The sequence below is a fragment of the Klebsiella sp. 10-1 genome (genome assembly GCF_009758445.1).
In the GTDB taxonomy this organism is placed as follows: domain Bacteria; phylum Pseudomonadota; class Gammaproteobacteria; order Enterobacterales; family Enterobacteriaceae; genus Klebsiella; species Klebsiella scottii.
This window is the reverse complement of the sequence record NZ_WQRE01000008.1, coordinates 267,331-286,135: the sequence shown is the minus strand read 5'-3', so window position 1 is coordinate 286,135 and position 18,805 is coordinate 267,331. Positions and strand designations below refer to the sequence as shown.

The following is an 18,805-nucleotide window of genomic DNA, read 5'->3' as shown; positions in this document are numbered from 1 at the left end:
AGGCTGGTCAGCGAGCGCACGGTTTCCACGCCCTGATAGAACTGGGTGACGCCCATGCCCCACAGGATGGCGGCGGATTTGGCGCCGGCGTACATCCGGGCGCAGGCGCGGATCTCCCGGGCGCTGACGCCGGTTATCTCTTCCACCGACTCCGGCGTATAGCCTTCAACGATTTTACGGTACTCCTCGAAGCCCTCGGTACGGCTGGCGACGAAGGATTTATCGTAGAGATCCTCTTCGATAATGACGTGGCCGATGGCGTTGAGCAGCGCGATGTTGGAGCCGTTTTTCAAGGCAATATGCATATCGGCAATGCGCGCGGTTTCAATCTTGCGCGGATCGCAGACGATAATCTTCGCCCCGTTGCGTTTGGCGTTAATCACGTGATTCGCCACGATGGGGTGTGAGTCGGCCGGATTGTAGCCGAAGATAAAGACGAGATCGGTGTTATCAATCTCGGTGATGGCATTGCTCATAGCGCCGTTACCGACCGACTGGTGCAGACCTGCAACCGAAGGGCCGTGTCAGACGCGAGCGCAGCAGTCGACGTTATTGGTACCAATAACGGCGCGGGCGAATTTTTGCATCACATAGTTGGTTTCATTCCCGGTTCCGCGGGAGGAGCCGGTGGTCTGGATGGCATCCGGGCCGTACTTCTCTTTAATCGCGCTGAGGCGGGCGGCGACGTAGTCGAGGGCCTCGTCCCAGGAGACGGATTCCAGCCTGCCGCCGCGCTGGCGGCGGATCATCGGGGTTTTCAGGCGCGGGGTGAGGATTTGGGTATCGTTAATAAAGTCCCAGCCGTAGTAGCCCTTCAGGCACAGGGTTCCCTGGTTGGTTTTCCCCTGGGCCGCCTCAGCCCGGACGATTTTGCCGTTATCGACCACCAGGTTGATTTTGCAACCTGATGCGCAATACGGACAAACCGTGACGACTTTTTTCATCGGTCTTGCTCCCGTTAATCAGTTGACGCATACGCGCTATCACGCCGTCACTATGCATCTTCTATGCCATGTTTTCATTGTGGGTATTTCCTGATGATACGCCGGATTTTTGGGCGAAGTGCTGACGAAAAGCAGGGCGTCGTCAGTTTTGACGTGTCGAAGCGGGCGGAGTTGTGACATGGGTTGAAGAAACGCTATCCGGCAATGGATTTGTCGGAGTTGGTTTGCTGAATTAATCATACAGACATCCTCCCGGCGGGCAGAGGCAAGCTATGAAACCGGTCATTTTGGTTGTTGATGACGACAGCGCAATCTGCGAACTGCTGTGCGACGTGCTCAGCGCGCACGTTTTTGACGTGCTGGTGCGCCAAACCGGCGGCGAAGCGCTGGCGGTGGCGGCGCAGCGGGCGGATATTTCCCTCGTCCTGCTGGACATGATTTTGCCTGATACCAACGGCCTGCTGGTGCTGCAGCAGCTGCAGCGCAGCAGACCCGATCTGCCGGTGGTGATGCTCACCGGTCTCGGGAGCGAAGCCGACGTCGTGGTGGGGCTGGAGATGGGCGCCGACGACTACATCGGCAAGCCGTTTAACTCCCGGGTGGTGGTGGCGCGGGTGAAAGCGGTGCTCAGACGCAGCGGCGCGCTGGCCGCTGAGAGCGGCGTTGGCGGCGGTACGGGGCTGATTTTTAACGGCTGGCGGCTGGATACCGGCCGCTGCGAGCTATTTAACCCTCAGCAGCAGCCGGTGCCGCTGACTCAGGGTGAATATGGCCTGCTGCTGGCGCTGGCGCAGAACGCCCGGCGGGTGCTGAACCGCGAACAGCTGCTGACGTTGACCCATAGCGAGAGCATCGAGGTGTTTGATCGCACGATTGACGTGCTGATCATGCGCCTGCGGCGCAAAATTGAGCTTAATCCGCATCAGCCGGCGCTGATCAAAACCATGCGCGGCCTGGGCTATGTGTTCGCCGCAGACGTTATCCACGGCGATAAGGCGGCGTAGCCGCGAAGGGGCTAACCCCGGGCGCTTCCCGGGGCATTGCCTGGCCGATTCCGCTTACTTCACGGTCCAGCCTTTATAAGTACCAATGTTGTTTTTATCGATCATCGTCACCGGGATCAGCACCGGAGCCGTTGGCGCCGGTTTGCCCTGCAGGATGTCGTAGCCAATCTCTACCGCCTTCGCCGCCATCACCTGCGGGTCCTGGGCCGGGGTGGCGACAAACAGCGAATTCTTACGCTTCAACGCTTCTTCCCCGTCCGGACTACCGTCGACGCCGACGATAAAGAACTCACGGCGCTGGGCCTGTTTGGCCGCCAGGTCCGCGCCGATGGCGGTAGGGTCGTTAATCGCAAATACGCCGTCGATTTTCGGATTGGCGGCCAGCAGCGAGGTCATAATTTCCAGGCCGCCTTCGCGGCTGCCCTTGGCGTTCTGGTTATACGACAGCACTTTGATATCCGGGTGGCGCTTGAACTCCGTCTGGCAGCCCTCGACGCGGTTCTGCACCGCAGAAACCGGCGGCCCGTTGATAATCACCACGTTGCCTTTCCCTTTCAGGCGGTCGGTGATGTATTTACAGGCCATTTCGCCCGCCTGGGTGTTGTCGGAGGTAATCGTGGCGTCCGCCCCTTCGGCGGCCACGTCCACCGCCACCACCACGATGCCGGCGTCTTTCGCCCGTTTCACCGCCGGGCCGATGCCCTTGGAGTCGGCGGCGTTAAGGATAATCATGTCGACCTTCGCGGCGATAAAGTTATCGATCTGCGCGACCTGCTGACCGAGATCGTAGCCGCTGGAAACCAGCGTCACTTTGACGCCATCCCCGGCCAGCTTGCGGGCTTCCAGCTCGGCGCCTTTGGTGATCTGGACGAAGAACGGGTTGGCCAGATCGCCGACCGTCACGCCGATGGATTTGAGTTCTTTAGCCTGGGTGAACGGCGCTGCGGCCAGCAGCGTGCCGGCACAGAGCGCGATCGCTAACGGTTTCAAACGCATATTGTCTTCCTCACTCGTAGGGTATTGGTATTGTTGTTATGCACTTTGATGGTGTCGGGTACGGTATTTGTCGATCAGTACCGCAATGATGATCACCGCCCCTTTGATCACCAGTTGCCAGAAATAGGAGACGCCCATCAGCGTCATGCCGTTATTGAGGGTGGCGATAATCAGCGCCCCCACCAGGGTACCGGTGATGGTGCCGATACCGCCGACGAAGCTGGTGCCGCCGAGGATAACCGCGGCGATGGCGTCCAGCTCATAGCCCACGCCGAGGTTGCCGTTGGCGCTGTACAGCCGCGAGGCGCTCATCACCCCGCCCAGCCCGGAGAGCAGTCCGCTCATGCCGTAGACGAACAGCAGCACCAGCCACACCTTGATGCCGGTCAGCCTTGCGGCTTGCATATTGCCGCCCACCGCGTAGATATGCACGCCGAGCGTGGTGCGGCGCAGAATGAACCAGCACACCGCAATCACCGCCAGGGCGATCACCACCAGCCACGGCACCGGCCCGAGATAATCGTTGCCGATCCATTCAAAGCTGATATCGGAGTTGATCACCGTGGTGCCGTCGGCCAGCAGATAGGCGGCCCCGCGCAGCGCCGTATAGGTGCCTAGCGTAACGATAAACGGCGGCAGCCCGGCGAAGGCGACCAGCGCGCCGTTAAACAGGCCCAGCAGCAGGCCGAGCATCAGCGCCGCCGGAATGGAGAGCAGGGAGAGCTCCGGCATCAGCGAGACCACCATCGCCGCCACCGCGGTGGTGCCGAGAATAGAGCCGACCGACAGGTCGATCCCGCCGGTTAAAATAATAAAGGTCATGCCCGCCGCGAGCACGATGTTGATGGACGCCTGGCGGGTAATGTTCAGCAGGTTGCTTTCGGTAAAGAAGTTCGGGGCAATAAAGCCAAATACCGCGACGATCAGGATTAAAATCGGCAGGATGCCGACCGTTTGCATCAAATCGCCCATCAGAATTTTTTTCGCCGATGCTGATTTTGCCACCGGCCGGGCGGCGGTCTCTTTTTGCGTTGTCATGGTTGTTCCGCCTTAAGGTGAGAGTCGTTAACGCCGGTGGCCAGCGTCATGATGCTTTCCTGGCCGATCTCGTCGGCCTGCAGTTCGCCGACAATAGCGCCTTCGCGCATCACGTATACCCGGTCGCTCATACCGACCACTTCCGGTAATTCGCTGGAGATCATTAAAATGGCCACGCCCTGACGCGCCATCTGGTTCATGATGCGGTAAATTTCGCTTTTGGCGCCGACGTCGACGCCGCGCGTGGGCTCATCGAGGATCAGGAGCCGCGGGCCGATCGCCACCCAGCGGGAGATCAGCAGCTTTTGCTGGTTGCCGCCGGAAAGGCCGCCCGCCCGCACCTGCGAATGCGGGACGCGAATATTGAGCAAAGAGATGGCGTCATCGGAGATGGTCTGCGCCTTTTTACGGTTGAGCATGCCCCAGCTGGCGTCGCGCTCCAGCGTCGCCATAGTGATGTTTTCCTGCGCCGCCAGTTCGAGGAACAGCCCCTGCTCCTTGCGGTTCTCGGTAAGAAAGCCGATGCCGAGATCGATGGCCTCGCGCGGCGAGTGGATCACCACCGGCTCGCCGTCGATTTCAATCATGCCGCCGCTCGCCTTGCGCACGCCGAAAATCAGCTGCGCCAGCTCGGAGCGGCCCGCGCCGACCAGCCCGGCGAGGCCGACGATTTCTCCGGCGTGCACCACCAGGCTGCTCGGCTTCACCTTGCTGCCGTCGGTCAAATCCTGTACCCGCAGGCGCGGCTGGCCGAGCGGGATATCGCGTTCTTTGTTGAACAGGTCGCTGAGCGGACGGCCCACCATCATGCGCACCAGCTCGGAGGCGTTGAGCCTGTCGCGGGTCAGGCTGCCGACGTACTGACCGTCGCGCAGGACGCTGACGCGATCGGACAGCTCATAGACCTCCGCCATGCGGTGGCTGATATAGATAATCGCCATGCCCTCATCGCGCAGGCGCAGAATCAGCTCAAACAGGCGCTGGGTTTCACGCGAAGAGAGGGCGGCGGTAGGCTCATCCATCACCAGAATTCGGCTGTTGCGGTGCAGGGCGCGGGCGATCTCCACCTGCTGCTGTTCGGCAATGGTCAGCTTCATCACCCGATCGCTGGCCTTAAACTGGGCGCCAAGACGATCAATCACCGCCTGGGCCTGGATTTGCATCTCTTTGCGCTGCACCATTCCGCCGCGCGCCAGCTCGCTGCCGAGAAAAATATTTTCGGCGACGGTGAGGTTGGGCGCCAGCTGCATCTCCTGATAAATCAGCGTGATGCCCGCCGCAAGCGCGTCTTTTGGCCCTTTGATGGTGTGCGGTTTCCCGTCGATCAGGATCTCACCGCTGGTCGCGGTATAGGCGCCGGCGAGGATCTTCATTAGCGTGCTTTTCCCGGCGCCGTTTTCGCCCATCAGGGCGTGGATCTCGCCGGGCCAGACCGTCAAATCGACGCCTTTCAGCGCATAAAATTTGCCAAAGGCTTTGGCAATATTGCGCATGGATAGTACCGGCGTTGCTGGCATAAGGGGTCTCCTGCGAGAGCGGTCGATAGCGGCAGTGCACCACAGGCTGATAAATGCAAAATGTCAGAAGCCGTTCATATTTGTCATATTGATGAATAGTTAATCTTGATCACAATTACGCAACGTTACTCTCCCCGTCGCTGCCGCCAGCCGCCAGGATAAACAAAACTAGCGCGGAGCCGACCATGTCATCCCATCGTTATCCGTTTTTCACCAGCGCCCGCGGACGCCTGCTTTCGTTTAACCTGCTGATGGTGGCGGTGACGCTGATGGTCGCCGGGGTGGCGGTGCTGGGTTTTCGCCACGCCAGCCTGCTGCAGGAGCAGGTGCAGCGCCAGACGCTGGACGATATGACCGGCAGCATGAACCTCGCGCGCGATACCGCCAACGTCGCCACCGCGGCGGTTCGGCTTTCGCAGGTAGTGGGGGCGCTGGAGTATAAAAGCGAGGCCGAGCGTCTGCTGGAGACCCAGCAGGCGCTGAAGCACTCGTTGTCCCAGCTTGCCGCCGCGCCGCTGGCGCAGCAGGAGCTGGCGCTGGTCGCCAGCATTATTCGCCGCAGCAACGAGCTGCAGCAGAGCGTAGGCGGAATGCTGGAGCGCGGCCAGCGTCGCCATTTGCAGCGCAATGAGCTGCTCAGCTCGCTGTATCAGAACCAGAGCTATCTGCGCCATCTGCAGGATCTTAGCGATCGGCCTGGCGCGCCGGCGATCGATCCGCGCCGGCTGGAGGAGATGGATCGGCTGATTACCGCCGCCATCCACACCTCGACGCCGCGTTCGATCGTCCAGCAGCTGGATGAGGTGATGGGCTTTCTGCCGCAAACCAGCGCGGACCCGACGCAGGCCCTGATCCTCGCGGATTTTAAGATCGAGCTTGCCAGGCTGGAGCCGCTGTCGGCCCAGCTTGAGGAGAGCGATCTGGCGATCGGCTGGTATATGTTCCATATCAAGGCGCTGGTGGCGCTGCTGAACAGCGATATTAATCAGTATGTCGCCAGGGTGGCGCAGGCGTCGGAGCTGCGGGCGGCGCAAAGCCATCAGGAGCTGCGCTCCATCAGCATGTTTATTCTGCTGTCAGCGCTGCTGGCGCTGGCGATCACCGGCTGCGCCGGCTGGTATATCTACCGCAATCTTGGCTCCAACCTGACCGCCATTTCTCGCGCCATGTCGCGGCTGGCTCACGGTGAGAACCACGTCTCGGTGCCCGCGCTGCAGCGGCGCGATGAGCTGGGCGAGCTGGCGCGCGCTTTCAACGTCTTCGCCCGCAATACCGCCTCGCTGGCCCACACTTCCCTGCTGCTGAAAGAGAAAAGCACGCTGCTGGAGACCACCTTTCACGCGATGCGTGACGGCTTTGCCCTGTTTGATAATCAGGGGCAGCTGGTGGTGTGGAATCCGCAGTATCCGCTGCTGCTCGGGCTGGCGGCAAACGATCTGCAGCGCGGCATGCACTACCAGCAGCTGCTGAGCCGGGCGGCGACCCTCGCGGAGCACGTGCGGGCCAACCTCGCTTCACCGCTGCCGAAGCCGCAGGAGCTGCAGCTGGCGAACGACCGGACGATTGAGCTGCGCTTCAGCCCGGTGCCGGGGCGCGGTCTGGTCAACGTGGTGCTCGATCGCACCGAGCGCAAGGGGCTGGAGCAGGCGCTGGTCCATAGCCAGAAAATGAAGGCCGTCGGCCAGCTGACCGGCGGCCTGGCGCATGATTTTAATAACCTGCTGGCGGTGATAATCGGCAGCCTTGAGCTGGTTCAGCCCCATGAGGGCGACGCGGCGCGCATCTCAAGAGCGCGCAAGGCCGCCGAACGCGGCGCGCTGCTGACCCAGCGGCTGCTGGCCTTCTCGCGCAAGCAGTCGCTGCACCCGCACGCCGTTGAGATGAAGCCGCTGCTGGAGAACCTCGGCGAACTGATGCGCCACTCTCTGCCAGCGGCGCTGAGCCTCGAGATTGAGGCGCAGTCCCCCGCCTGGCCGGCGTGGATTGACGTCGGCCAGCTGGAAAACGCCATTATCAACCTGGTGATGAACGCGCGGGATGCGATGGAAGGGCGGCCCGGCGTGATAAGAATACGCAGCTGGAATCAGCGCGTGGCGCGCAGCGACGGGCGGCGGCAGGATATGGTGGCGCTGGAGGTGGTCGATCACGGCTGCGGGATGTCGCTGGAGGTGAAAGCGCAGGTGTTTGAACCGTTCTTTACCACCAAACAAACCGGCAGCGGCAGCGGCCTGGGGCTATCGATGGTGTATGGCTTTGTGCGCCAGTCGGGGGGAAGGGTGACGATTGAAAGCGCCCCGGGTCAGGGGACGACGGTGCGCCTGCAGCTGCCGCGCGCGGCGGTACAGGCGACGGCCAGCGGGCTGCTGCCTGAGGCGGAGCAGGAGATCGGCGCCGAGCGGCTGGCGCTGGTGCTTGAGGATGAGGCGGACGTGCGCCAGACCCTGTGCGAGCAGCTGCATCAGCTTGGCTGGCTGACGCTGGAAACCGCCAGCGGCGAGCAGGCGCTGCAGATGCTGGAGGCCTCGCCGGATATTGCGCTGCTTATCAGCGATCTGATGCTGCCGGGAAGGCTGAGCGGCGCGGAGGTCATTAACGAAACGCAGCGTCGCTTCCCGACGGTGGCGCTGCTGTTAATCAGCGGTCAGGATCTGCGCCCGGCGCATAATCCCGCGCTGCCGGACGTCGAGCTGCTGCGTAAACCCTTCACCCGCGCACAGCTGCAGCAGGCGCTGCGACAGGTTGCGGTAAATAATGGTAGCGAGCCAGAGCCGCCGCCCCCTGGGCACCGTTAAACGCCGAGGACGATGCCGCGATAAACCGCACCGCCTGGTAAGGCAGCGGACGGCGAATATGCGTTTTTATCATGGCTATCAGCGTCTCGCGCGGAAAGTCGGGCATATCTATCACGCCGCCGCCGAGGATCACCGCATCGGGGTCGAAGAGGTTGATGCTGGTGGCGATGGCGCGGGCGGCATGGTGCAGAAGGGCCTGGACAAAGGGTTCCTCCGCGGCGTGAACAAACAGCTCGCCAAGCTCATAGCCGCGCGGCTGCTGCTCATACCAGCGCTTGAGCGCGATACCTGAACAGACGGTTTCCAGGCAGCCGGAATTACCGCAACCGCAGATAAGCGCGGCGTCGCCCTGTGGAATATGCCCCAGCTCTCCCGCTACACCGTGGGCGCCGGTCCACGGCCCGCCGTTCAGCCAGATGGCGAAGCCCATGCCGGTGCCGAGATACGCGGCTAAGACCTGCTGCGCCTGCAGACCGTTTTCCTGCACGTCGAAAGAGAGCTGCAGATTGACATCGCGGGAGAATTCGACCGGGCAGGCCAGCGAATGTTCCAGCTCATCGGCTAGCGTCCGCACTATTTCTGGCGGTAACGGCAGGTTAGGGGTGGAGATAATCGTCCGTTTATCCTTGCCGACCAGCGCCGGTAAGCCCATCACCAGACCACAGCAATGTGCCTGATAGCGATCGAGCAGCGGCTGAATCAGCAGGGTGATGCCGCTGACCAGGCCGCCCGCCGTTAGCACATCGGCGGTGCGAAGCTTCTCGCAGTGTAGCGCCTCGCCCTGTGCCGTCTGCAGGCAAAAGCGGATATGGGTTGCCCCCATATCCACGCCCGCGACGACGTTAAGCCGTTTTTGCATGAGGGAATACCTCGTTTTTTGCCGCCAGAATTTGCTCAGCCATGACCTGCCACGCTTCGTGAATGTTATCTGCATGGTTAAACAGCCCGGAGGTGCCGACGATAAAGACGTCCGCGCCTGCCGTCATGAGGCTTTCATAGGTCGCTTTATTGCATGAGCCGTCGATCTCAATTTCGTAATCCAGCCCTTCGCGTTCGCGCCAGGCCTTCAGCTCACTGATTTTAGCCAGCATCTCCGGGATAAACGGCTGTCCCGCGAAGCCCGGATCGACGGTCATCACCGTGATTTTGTCGGCTTTGTGGATGTAATACTTCATGGCCTCGACCGGCGTTTCCGGGTTGAGAATCAGCCCAACCTTCATACCGTGGCGGCGGATCTCTTCTATCAGGCGGAAGGCCTGACCGTTAATGGTCTCCGGATGCAGGGTGATAAAGTCCGCACCCGCCTGCGCCAGCTGGCTGATGTAATCCTGCGGCCGGGTGACCATCAGATGACAATCGAGCGGTTTGCTGGCCAGCTTCTTCACCTGGCTGACGAAGAACGGCGATAGCGTCAGGTTAGGGACAAAGTGGCCATCCATAATGTCGATGTGAAAGTAATCTGCATGCTGGTCGATAAACTCAATCTGTTCTTTGAATTTCAGCAGATCCATACACATTAAAGAGGGGGCAATTTTCATCATAAATTCCTTACTTACTGATAAGACGGTCGAGGGCGACAGCCGCGATAATTAATCCACCCATCACCACCAGCTGGTAGTAGGTTTGTACCTGGAGAATGTTCAGTCCGTTGTTGATGGTGCCGATGATCAGACCGCCGATCACCACCGAGAAAATACGTCCCTTTCCCCCGAAGAAGCTGGTGCCGCCGATAATGGCGCTGGCGATGGCGTAGGTTTCAAAACCCATTCCGGCCAGAGGCTCCGCTGCCCCGAGGCGCGCCGTTGAGACCACCCCCGCCAGCCCGGCGCAGACGCCGGAAATAATGAATACCAGCAGCATGTGGAACTTGACGTCGATGCCGGAATAGAAGGCGGAGTTTTTATTGCCGCCGAGGGCGTAGATGTTGCGGCCCAGCCGCATGCGGGTGGTCAGGAACCATAAAATGACGGCCACGATGAGCGAGAAGATGACCGGCACCGGGATCCCCAGCACGCTGGCGGCAAAGAAGTTAACGAAATCAAAAGAGAAGCCGTATACCGAGTTGGCATCGGAGATAACCAGGGTGATGCCGCGGAAGATGGCGTTGGTGCCGAGGGTAATAATGAACGGATGCAGGCCTGTCCAGTTGACCAGGCAGCCGTTAATCGCTCCCAGCGCGCCGCCGACCAGCACGCCGCCAATCAGCGCCGCGAGGAACGGATCGACCCCTGCCAGCATCAGCTTGGCGGTGACCATGCCGGAAAGCGCCAGAATGGCGCCGACGGAGAGGTCGATGCCGGCCACCAGGATCGCGAAGAACTCGCCCATGCCGATAAGCACCGTTACCGAGCTCTGGACAAATATTTGCGTGATGTTGTTGGTGGTCAGAAAGTATTCCGGCGACAGCGTGCCGAAAATTGCGACGATAATCGCGAGGATAAAAAAGGTGCCGTATTTATCCCAGAACAGCGCGAAGTTGAACGGCTTTTTGCCGTCGGTCTCGTCTTTTACTCTTGCGGCAGTGCCCATACCATAATCTCCTCTTCGCTCATGTCGTCGCGATTGGTCAGAATTTGCGTCAGTCGCCCTTCGCAGAACACGGCAATGCGGTCGCAGACGGTGATAATTTCAGGAAGTTCGGATGACACCATCAGAATGACTTTTCCGTCATCGGCCAGCTGGCGCATCACTTTATAAATTTCGGCTTTCGCGCCGACATCGATACCGCGCGTCGGCTCATCAAAAATGAGGACTTCGGGGTTGCAGCATAGCCATTTGGAAATGAGGACCTTTTGTTGGTTTCCGCCGGAAAGCTCGCCAATGTTCTGATCGACCGAATGGCACTTCAGCGCCAGCAGCCGGCGCTGCTCTTCCGCCGTCTTGCGCTCGTCCCCTTCGCGAAACAGCCCCATCGCCCCCTTATAGCCGCCATGCTTCAGGCTCCGGCTGACCGCCATGTTCTGGGCGATGGAGAAATTGCCGAAGAAGCCGTTGTCGCGGCGGCTCTCGGTGATGTAGCCCATGCCTTTCTTCAAGGCGTCCAGCGGCGAGCGCGGGGTGATCGCTTTGCCGTTGAGGAGGATTTCACCGCCGCTACGCCTGTCCACGCCGAACAGGCAGTCCATCAGCTCCGTGCGTCCGGAGCCCACCAGGCCGGCGAAGCCGAGGATTTCGCCGCGGCTAACGCTAAAGGAGATATCGCGGACCTTTTTCTTGTCCCGGCTGGTGACGTTTTTGACCTCGAAAACCGTTTCGCTTGCGACATTTCCGGCGCTCTCTTTCATCGCGTTAAAACGGTTTTGCAGCTCGCGGCCGACCATCAGGCGGACGATATCTTCGTTGTTGACCTCGCTGACCATTCCGCTGCAGACGCTGCTGCCGTCCTTCATCACCGTGTAGCGGTCGCAGATGCGGCGGATCTCCGCCAGCTTGTGCGAGATATAGACGATGGCGGTGCCCTCTTTGCGCAGCTGGTTCATGATCAGGAACAGGTAGTCGACCTCTTTGTTGGTCAGAGAGGAGGTCGGTTCGTCCATAATTAGCACTTTGGCATCCAGCATCAGCGTTTTGGCGATTTCCAGCATCTGCTTGTGGCTGATCGAGAGGTTCGCCACCTTCTGGTCTAAATCGACTTTTAATCCGATGCGCAGCAGCATCATTGCCGCCCGTAAGCGCATCTCCTTCCAGTCGATGATATTGACGCCGCAGACTTTTTTCGTCAGATGTCGGCCAATATATAAATTTTCCAGCACCGTTAATTCATCGATCACGCTGAGCTCTTGATAAATAATGCCGATGCCAAGCCGGGCAGCTAATTTATGATCGAGCTTGTCATAATTAACGTTATTAATCGTAATGGTACCTTTGGTCGGTTCATGGATCCCCGACAAAACTTTCATTAGCGTTGATTTACCCGCACCATTTTCCCCGAGCAATGCGTGTATTTCATGCGGGTAAACGGTTAAATCGACCGATTTTAATGCGTGAACCGGACCAAAGGATTTGCCGATCCCCGCCATTGAAATATATGGCGTGACCATAATCACTCCTTATTCATTCTTACCCGCTGGTGAGCATAAGGGTAAGGGGCATTAAATCACCCGCAGGAAAATTACTTCGTGACCAGAATAGAATCCACCAGCCTAAATTCTGGCGTTTTATCCAGGGGAATGACCTTACCGGTCTTCGCGGCATCGACCATCATTTTCAGGCCCGTTGCGCCGATATTCGTTGGGTTCTGGGCGATGGTGGCGGTCATCTGTCCGGCGGCGACCATTTTGCGCGCCTCGGGAATACCGTCGGTGCCGACGACCAGTACCGTTTTGCTTTTACCGGCGTTGGCCACGGCCTGGGCAACGCCCATTGCCATCGTATCGTTAGCGCAGTAAAAGGCTTTCAGGTTGGGGTTACGCTGCAGAACATTGGTGGCGACATCCAGCGCTTTAATGCGATCCCAGTCGGCAGGCTGGCTGGAGACCAGCTTGATCTGGCTGGCTTTTTTGAAGGTCTCCGTCGCACCGTTGCGGCGAGCTTCCCCTGAGGCATTGCCGGCTTTACCTTCGATGATGGCAACTTCGCCTCCCTCAGCGCCCAGCTTGCCGATAATAAAGTCGGCCCCTTTCGCACCGACCGCGACGTTGTCAGTGGTGACGAATCCCTCAACGTTACCGCCGGCCTTCTTCAGGTTATCCATATCGATCTTTTCATCGAGGTTGACCAGAAAAATACCTTTCTTCCAGGCTTTGGCTACCGGCATGACCAGGTTTACCGAGGAGAGCGGGGCGAAAGCGATACCTTTGTAGTTCTTGTTGCTTAAATCTTCAAACAGCTGCAGCTGTGACTGAAAATCGCCTTCCGAGGGGGAGGCAAAAACATCGACGCTGACGCCCAGGGTTTTGGCCTCGTCTTCAATACCTTTTTTCATATCAACCCAAAACGGGTTCGATAATGTTTTTAATACCACAGCATAATCGGCGGCGGCGAAAGCGCTGGTGGATAACATTACGCCCATAGCCACGCCGCTGAAGATTTTCAGATATTTATTCATAGCAGTATTCTCGGTGTAGGATATTGCTCCTTGGGCAGGAGCAGATTATTAATCCTCGGAATAATTCAGGTTACAGAAGGGCGGCAAGCGGGTCAGTCCCCAGCAGCATAAAACTATCTGACTGGGGCGAACGAGCGTAGCCAACGCAACTGCGGCTTGAAATATGACGAGTATTTACTTCAGCGCACCTGGTGAAAAGAAATCAACAATAGCGCCGGTTTTTTGCATATTTAAAGTAGCCTGTTCAATATTCTGTTGGGCAACGGAAACAAAAAAAGCATCTAATAATGTTAGTTGTAATATACGCGCAGAGGCGTTTCTGCCTAATAATGGCGTTTCTGGTGCTGGCGAACAAATAATAAAATCAGCTAATTTGGCGATCGGCGAATGGTAGCTGTGTGTAATACAGATAATTTTAGCCCCGTTCTTTTTCGCCAGTTCCACTGCGGATTTAATATCGCTGGTGCGCCCGGAGTGGGTGACGACCAGCACGACATCGCCTTTTTTCAATAACGAGGCGGACATCATCATGATATGTGCATCCGGATAGGTCTGGCAGCGCATGCCGATGCGCAGAAACTTGTGCTGGACGTCGGCACAGATGGCGTTCGAGCCGCCCGCCCCGTACAGATCGCGCTGGTTGGCCTGGGCGAAAAAGCGCGCCGCGCGATGGATCTCATCGACGTTCACGATCGACTGGCCTTCCATAATGGTACGCAAGGTGATGTTAAACACCTTATTCACCACGTCCTGCGGCGCTTCATCAAAGGAGAGTTCGGCAGGGAGTACCTGTTCAGATTGAGAGAAATACTCCACCAGGGCGCTGCGCAGGTTACGAAAACCGCTGAAACCCAGCAGTTTGGAAACCTTGACGATCATCGCTTCGGATACCGATAGCGCTTCCGCCACATCTTTAATGGCGGGGGCATCGCTTAGGTTGCCGGGTTTAAGCAACCACTCGACGATCCGGCTTTCATTTTCGGTCATCCCTTCTTGCTTCATACGCAACCAGGGGGCGAGACCGATACCGTTGGGGAGCGAACTGGATTCTGACTGGCTCATCGCTTTCTCTTGTCCATAAAATGAAGACGACACTATATCACCACACTCCAAACAGAAAATATACAATCTACTTCACAAAAACATAAATTTTATAAAGTTGTATGTTCTGTGAAGTTTAGCGGAGTATGGAGATGTGCTTTTTTATAAAATTAAATATAAAACAATTGATTGTGTGATTTACGTCTTCGTTTGTCGCTAGCGTATGCCGTGGATAGCTCGTTTAATGCGCTTGATTTGTGAAAAATTGCCGTGTAGAAAGACGCTTAAAGGCGGTTTTTTGATCGCTTTCTCGCCGTTATTCACGGCTTAAATCACAATATCAACCATGTTTGTAAAGTTAACAACAGGCGAGGCTAAGTATGAAAAGGATTGCCATTGGCTGCGATCACGTGGGGTTTATCCTGAAGGACGAGATCCTTGCGCACCTGCAGCAGCGGGGTATCGAGACTGTGGATAAGGGGACGTGGTCGTCCGAGCGGACGGACTATCCCCGCTACGCCAGCGCCGTCGCCCAGGCCATTGTGACTGGTGAAGCTGATGGCGGGCTCCTGATCTGCGGCACCGGCGTTGGGATCTCGATTACCGCCAATAAGCATCCCGGCATTCGTGCGGTCGTGTGCAGCGAACCCTATTCAGCCCAGCTTTCGCGCCAGCATAACAATACTAACGTGCTGGCATTCGGCGCGCGCGTCATAGGCCTGGAGCTGGCAAAAATGATCGTAGACGCCTGGCTGGATAGTGAATTTGAAGGCGGTCGGCATCAGGCGCGAATTGACGCGATAGCGGCGATTGAGCAGCAGCGGATTTGAGATTCCTCCGCTACTCGCCGCGGCGGCCGTTGATTACCGTAGGGCCAGCCCCCCGAAGAGACTGGCCCTATGAAACGCTATTTGACCGCTTTGATCCTCTGCACCCTGTCGCTGAGCAGCCAGCTTGCGCGCGCCGATCTTATTGACGACGCCATCGGCAATATTCAGCAGGCGATTAATGACGCCTGGCGTCCCGGCGATAGCCGCTCCGACGACGACGATCGGTACAACGATGGCCGCTATCAGGAGAGCCGTCAGCAAAGCAGCGATCGCCAGCGGCAGTACGACGATCGGCAGCGTCAGCTGGACGATCGCCGCCGAGAGCTTGACGATCGCCAGCGCCAGCTGGATCAGGACCGTCGGCAGTTAGAGAACGATCGCCGGCGGCTGGATGACGACTACTAATCCAGCACGATCTCCATACCGTCGTAGCCCGCCTCAAACCCCGGCGGCAGCGCGTTTTCCATCATCCAGGCATCAAACTGATGGCTGATATGGGTGAGAATGACGCGCGGGCAGCCAACGATCAGGTTGATTGCCCGCACCGTATTTAAATCACAGTGGTTGCGCGGGGTTTGCGGACGCGGTTCGTGGCTGCAGTCGATAATAATCACCTGCGGCTGGTTATTGAGCAGGAACTTCAGCGTCTTTTCCGGCAGCCCGGCGGTATCCGACAGCCACGCCACGCGGCTGTGCGCCGACTCCAGCAGATAGCCGAACGTCAGCTTTGAATGGTTCAGCGGCAGCGGGGTCACCCTGAGCCCCTGCAGCTCAAAAACCACGAAGGGCGCGACGGTATGGCTAAAATCCAGCAGCCCGGGATGCTTAAAGAGATCGTCGCAGCCCTCTTCATCCGGCGGACCAAAAACCGGGATCTGCGCGCCCACGCCCCAGCGCAGCGGGAACAGGCCCTGCACATGATCCATATGGTAGTGGGTGAGCAAAAACTGCTGAAAAGTTCCGGCGGGCCAGCGCTCCATCAGGTCCGGGAGACCGGCGTCCAGCAGCGTCACGGCGTGGTTGAACTTCACCGCCGCGCTGCAGGGACGGCGGCGGTGGGCCTCATTAATACGGGCGCGGCGACAGGCGGCGCAGTCGCAGCCGAAGACCGGCACCAGCTGGGCGCCGCCGGTTCCGCTTAAGCGAATAGTCAGGCTCATACCCCCTCCTCACAGCGCTTTTTTAAAACGACGACTTCGCGTCGCTTGCGGTCAGGCATGCTGATTCTCTTGTCGGGCGTAGCGGCGGCGCAGCAGCGTGAAGAATTGCTCGACCGATTGCCCGAGGGTGCCGTCGTTATTGAGCGTCAGGCAGTCCGTTGGCGCGTAGCGCGCGGCGCGCTCAAGCCGCTGGGCGATCTCCGTTTCGTTCTCCCGGCCGCGCTGCTGCAGACGCTGGCGCAGCACTTCCGGCGTGACCTGCAGGCAGATGGGCAGCAGAGCGTCGGCGTAGCGCGCCCGGGCCTGCGGCAGATGCGCGCGGGAGCCGTTGGCCACCACGTCGAAACCGGCGTGCAGCCAGAGGTCAATTTCGATGCCAATCCCGTAGTAATTGTTATTGGCGTGCCAGCTGAGAGCAAAAAGCTGGCGCTCGGCGCGGCTGAAAAACTCCGGCTTGCTGAGGGCGATATGATTCTCGCTCCCGGCGTTAAAGGGGCGCGTAATATAGCGATGCGCAACCAGCAGCTGCGAGTGCTCGCGCTGGCGGAGCGCCGCCAGCAGGCTATCTTTTCCAGAGCCGGAAGGCCCCACCAGCCAAATCAGTTTCCCGGACATTAGAAAACCCTCTTTCCTTGACGCCAGACGTGGTCGATATGCACATGCTCCCCGCGGCGATGGGCCAGCACGAGGTCGGCACGTTTACCTTCGGCAATGGCTCCGCGGTCGCCTAACCCCAGCGCCTGCGCCGGATTTTTGCTCACCAGGCGAATCGCCTGCGGCAGCGTGAAGCGGTTGCTATCGTCATCGGCGATGCGGAAGGCGGCATCCAGCAGGCTGGCGGGATAGTAGTCGGATGACAGAATATCCAGCAGATTATCGGCCGCCAGCTGATGGGCGGCGACGTTGCCGGAGTGCGAGCCGCCGCGCACGATATTCGGCGCCCCCATCAGCACGTTCATGCCGTGCTGACGCGAGGCCTCTGCGGCGGCTAAGGTGGTAGGAAATTCGGCGATCACGCTGCCAAGCTGGTGCGATTCGACGACATGTTCACGGGTGGCGTCATCGTGGCTGGCGAGGGCGATCTTACGCTCGCGGCAGATGGCGGCGATGGTCTCGCGGTTCGGTTGCGACCAGGTCGCCGCCAGCGCCATCTGCTCCTCCTCGAAGCGGTCCATCTCTTCGTTGGTCAGATGATATTTTCCCTGATAGTAATCGCGGTACTTGCTGCGGTCGGCGTACTGGCGCTGCCCTGGAGAGTGGTCCATCAGGGAGACCATGCTCACCGGCTCGCGGCCAACCAGCTTCTCAAACAGCGGCAGGGTGGTGTGGTGCGGCAGCTCGCAGCGCAGGTGCAGGCGGTGCTCGGCGCGGTTAACGCCGCGCTTTTGCGTCTCTTCGATGGCGTTGATCATCTTTTCCAGATTTTCCAGCCGGTCGCCGCCGTCGCGGACGTCGCCAATGGCCACCGCATCCAGCACGGTGGTGATCCCGCTGGCGATCATCAGCGCATCGTGGCTGCTCATCGCCGAGTGGGCGGGCCAGTCAACCTTCGGGCGCGGGGTAAAAAACTTGTCCAGATTATCGGTATGCAGCTCGATGAGCCCCGGCAGCAGCCAGCCGCCCTCGCCGTCGATAGCCTGCGGCAGCTGGCTTTGGCTTTCGGCAAACGCGTAAATCATGCCCTCCTGCACCTCCAGCGAACCGTTCACCACTTCATCTTCGAGAACCAGTTTTACGTTGTTGATAATCATGCTGTTATTCCCATCGGATGCAGCCGGTCGGCGACCAGGTTGCGTATCGTTTCATCATGGAAAATGCCGACAATAGCCGCGCCGCGCGCTTTGGCTTCGTTAATCAGCTCCACCACCGCGGCGCTGTTTTTGGCGTCCAGGGAGGCGGTAGGCTCGTCGAGTAAGAGGATCGGATAGTCAACGGCGAAGCCGCGGGCGATGTTGACCCGCTGCTGCTCGCCGCCGGAGAAGGTGGACGGGGCAAGGTGCCACAGGCGTTCCGGGACGTTCAGGCGCGTCAGCAGGCGCGCGGCCTTAGCGGCGCACTCTTCGCGCGGGATGCCGAGATCCAGCAGCGGTTGCATCACCACCTCCAGCGCTGAAATCCGCGGGATGACCCGCAGGAACTGGCTGACCCAGCCGATGGTGGTTTTACGGACTTCCAGCACCTTGCGCGCCGAGGCGTTCACCAGGTCAACCCACTCGTCGCCGTGGCGGATGTGAATATGCCCGGTATCCGGCAGGTAGTTGGCGTAAAGCGAGCGCAGCAGGGTTGATTTACCGCTGCCGGAATGGCCGTGCAGCACCACGCACTCTCCGGCGTTAACCGTTAGCGAAGCGTCGGCGAGCACCGGCAGGCGAACGCCGTTTTGCTGATGCAGGACAAAGGTTTTATGTACGTTTTCAACGCGGATAGCGTTCATTT

At 59.0% G+C, this 18,805-nt stretch carries 18 protein-coding genes; 4 read left to right on the top strand and 14 right to left on the bottom strand.

The window, feature by feature from the left end:
* Nucleotides 1-944 (bottom strand): molybdopterin-dependent oxidoreductase (locus GO007_RS24670; protein ID WP_145980614.1); only part of this gene is annotated, 944 nt, incomplete at its 3' end.
* Between the two features lie 272 nt (nucleotides 945-1,216).
* On the opposite strand from GO007_RS24670, the gene GO007_RS24665 reads away from it, so the two are divergent.
* Complete coding sequence (locus tag GO007_RS24665; protein WP_095104548.1) at nucleotides 1,217-1,948, top strand: response regulator; 732 nt, start codon at nucleotides 1,217-1,219, stop codon at nucleotides 1,946-1,948.
* 54 nt (nucleotides 1,949-2,002) lie between these two features.
* Here GO007_RS24665 and GO007_RS24660 read toward each other — a convergent pair whose 3' ends face one another.
* The 3 genes from GO007_RS24660 to GO007_RS24650 are packed head-to-tail and all read right to left on the bottom strand — an operon-like array spanning nucleotide 2,003 to nucleotide 5,499.
* Nucleotides 2,003-2,944 (bottom strand): ABC transporter substrate-binding protein, encoded by a 942-nt coding sequence (locus tag GO007_RS24660; RefSeq protein WP_095104546.1) that lies wholly within the window; start codon nucleotides 2,942-2,944, stop codon nucleotides 2,003-2,005.
* A gap of 36 nt (nucleotides 2,945-2,980) precedes the next feature.
* Nucleotides 2,981-3,982, bottom strand: a complete 1,002-nt coding sequence (locus GO007_RS24655) for an ABC transporter permease subunit (RefSeq protein WP_095104544.1) — start codon at nucleotides 3,980-3,982, stop codon at nucleotides 2,981-2,983.
* Nucleotides 3,979-5,499: a sugar ABC transporter ATP-binding protein gene (locus GO007_RS24650; RefSeq protein ID WP_095104542.1), complete on the bottom strand. Its 1,521-nt coding sequence runs from the start codon at nucleotides 5,497-5,499 to the stop codon at nucleotides 3,979-3,981. Before GO007_RS24650 ends, GO007_RS24655 begins: the two co-directional genes overlap by 4 nt.
* Nucleotides 5,500-5,684: 185 nt before the next feature.
* On the opposite strand from GO007_RS24650, the gene GO007_RS24645 reads away from it, so the two are divergent.
* Nucleotides 5,685-8,291 carry an ATP-binding protein gene (locus GO007_RS24645; RefSeq protein ID WP_095104540.1) on the top strand — a complete coding sequence of 869 codons (2,607 nt, stop codon included), beginning with the start codon at nucleotides 5,685-5,687 and terminating at the stop codon, nucleotides 8,289-8,291.
* Here the strand turns inward: GO007_RS24645 and alsK are convergent.
* The 6 genes from alsK to GO007_RS24615 all read right to left on the bottom strand — a co-directional run bounded on the left by alsK (nucleotide 8,203) and on the right by GO007_RS24615 (nucleotide 14,400).
* Nucleotides 8,203-9,150, bottom strand: coding sequence for an allose kinase (gene alsK / locus GO007_RS24640; RefSeq protein WP_095104538.1), 948 nt, complete (start codon nucleotides 9,148-9,150; stop codon nucleotides 8,203-8,205). The two genes, GO007_RS24645 and alsK, sit on opposite strands and share 89 nt — an antisense overlap.
* Nucleotides 9,134-9,829: a D-allulose 6-phosphate 3-epimerase gene (alsE, locus tag GO007_RS24635; RefSeq protein WP_095104537.1), complete on the bottom strand. Its 696-nt coding sequence runs from the start codon at nucleotides 9,827-9,829 to the stop codon at nucleotides 9,134-9,136. Before alsE ends, alsK begins: the two co-directional genes overlap by 17 nt.
* Before the next feature lie 10 nt (nucleotides 9,830-9,839).
* Complete coding sequence (gene alsC, locus GO007_RS24630; protein ID WP_095104535.1) at nucleotides 9,840-10,820, bottom strand: D-allose ABC transporter permease; 981 nt, start codon at nucleotides 10,818-10,820, stop codon at nucleotides 9,840-9,842.
* Entirely contained in the window at nucleotides 10,799-12,331 is a 1,533-nt protein-coding gene (gene alsA, locus GO007_RS24625) for a D-allose ABC transporter ATP-binding protein AlsA (protein ID WP_095104531.1), read from the bottom strand. The genes alsC and alsA overlap by 22 nt, the downstream gene beginning before the upstream one ends.
* Nucleotides 12,332-12,402: 71 nt before the next feature.
* Nucleotides 12,403-13,338, bottom strand: a complete 936-nt coding sequence (gene alsB / locus GO007_RS24620; protein ID WP_095104529.1) for a D-allose transporter substrate-binding protein — start codon at nucleotides 13,336-13,338, stop codon at nucleotides 12,403-12,405.
* 174 nt (nucleotides 13,339-13,512) lie between these two features.
* On the bottom strand, nucleotides 13,513-14,400 hold the full coding sequence (locus tag GO007_RS24615) for a MurR/RpiR family transcriptional regulator (RefSeq protein ID WP_095104527.1): 888 nt from the start codon (nucleotides 14,398-14,400) through the stop codon (nucleotides 13,513-13,515).
* A 359-nt stretch (nucleotides 14,401-14,759) separates the two neighbouring features.
* On the opposite strand from GO007_RS24615, the gene rpiB reads away from it, so the two are divergent.
* Complete coding sequence (gene rpiB / locus GO007_RS24610; RefSeq protein WP_095104525.1) at nucleotides 14,760-15,209, top strand: bifunctional allose-6-phosphate isomerase/ribose-5-phosphate isomerase RpiB; 450 nt, start codon at nucleotides 14,760-14,762, stop codon at nucleotides 15,207-15,209.
* A 69-nt stretch (nucleotides 15,210-15,278) separates the two neighbouring features.
* Nucleotides 15,279-15,614 carry a DDRRRQL repeat protein YjdP gene (gene yjdP, locus GO007_RS24605; protein ID WP_095104523.1) on the top strand — a complete coding sequence of 112 codons (336 nt, stop codon included), beginning with the start codon at nucleotides 15,279-15,281 and terminating at the stop codon, nucleotides 15,612-15,614.
* Here the strand turns inward: yjdP and phnP are convergent.
* From phnP to phnL, 4 genes are read right to left on the bottom strand one after another with little or no spacing between them, the layout of a single operon-like run.
* Nucleotides 15,611-16,369 (bottom strand): phosphonate metabolism protein PhnP, encoded by a 759-nt coding sequence (gene phnP, locus GO007_RS24600; RefSeq protein ID WP_095104521.1) that lies wholly within the window; start codon nucleotides 16,367-16,369, stop codon nucleotides 15,611-15,613. The two genes, yjdP and phnP, sit on opposite strands and share 4 nt — an antisense overlap.
* 51 nt (nucleotides 16,370-16,420) lie before the next feature.
* On the bottom strand, nucleotides 16,421-16,984 hold the full coding sequence (gene phnN, locus GO007_RS24595; RefSeq protein WP_095104519.1) for a ribose 1,5-bisphosphokinase: 564 nt from the start codon (nucleotides 16,982-16,984) through the stop codon (nucleotides 16,421-16,423).
* Nucleotides 16,984-18,120, bottom strand: coding sequence for an alpha-D-ribose 1-methylphosphonate 5-triphosphate diphosphatase (gene phnM, locus GO007_RS24590; RefSeq protein WP_095104517.1), 1,137 nt, complete (start codon nucleotides 18,118-18,120; stop codon nucleotides 16,984-16,986). The genes phnN and phnM overlap by 1 nt, the downstream gene beginning before the upstream one ends.
* Nucleotides 18,117-18,803, bottom strand: coding sequence for a phosphonate C-P lyase system protein PhnL (phnL, locus tag GO007_RS24585; RefSeq protein WP_095104515.1), 687 nt, complete (start codon nucleotides 18,801-18,803; stop codon nucleotides 18,117-18,119). Before phnL ends, phnM begins: the two co-directional genes overlap by 4 nt.
* Nucleotides 18,804-18,805 lie beyond the last annotated feature (2 nt).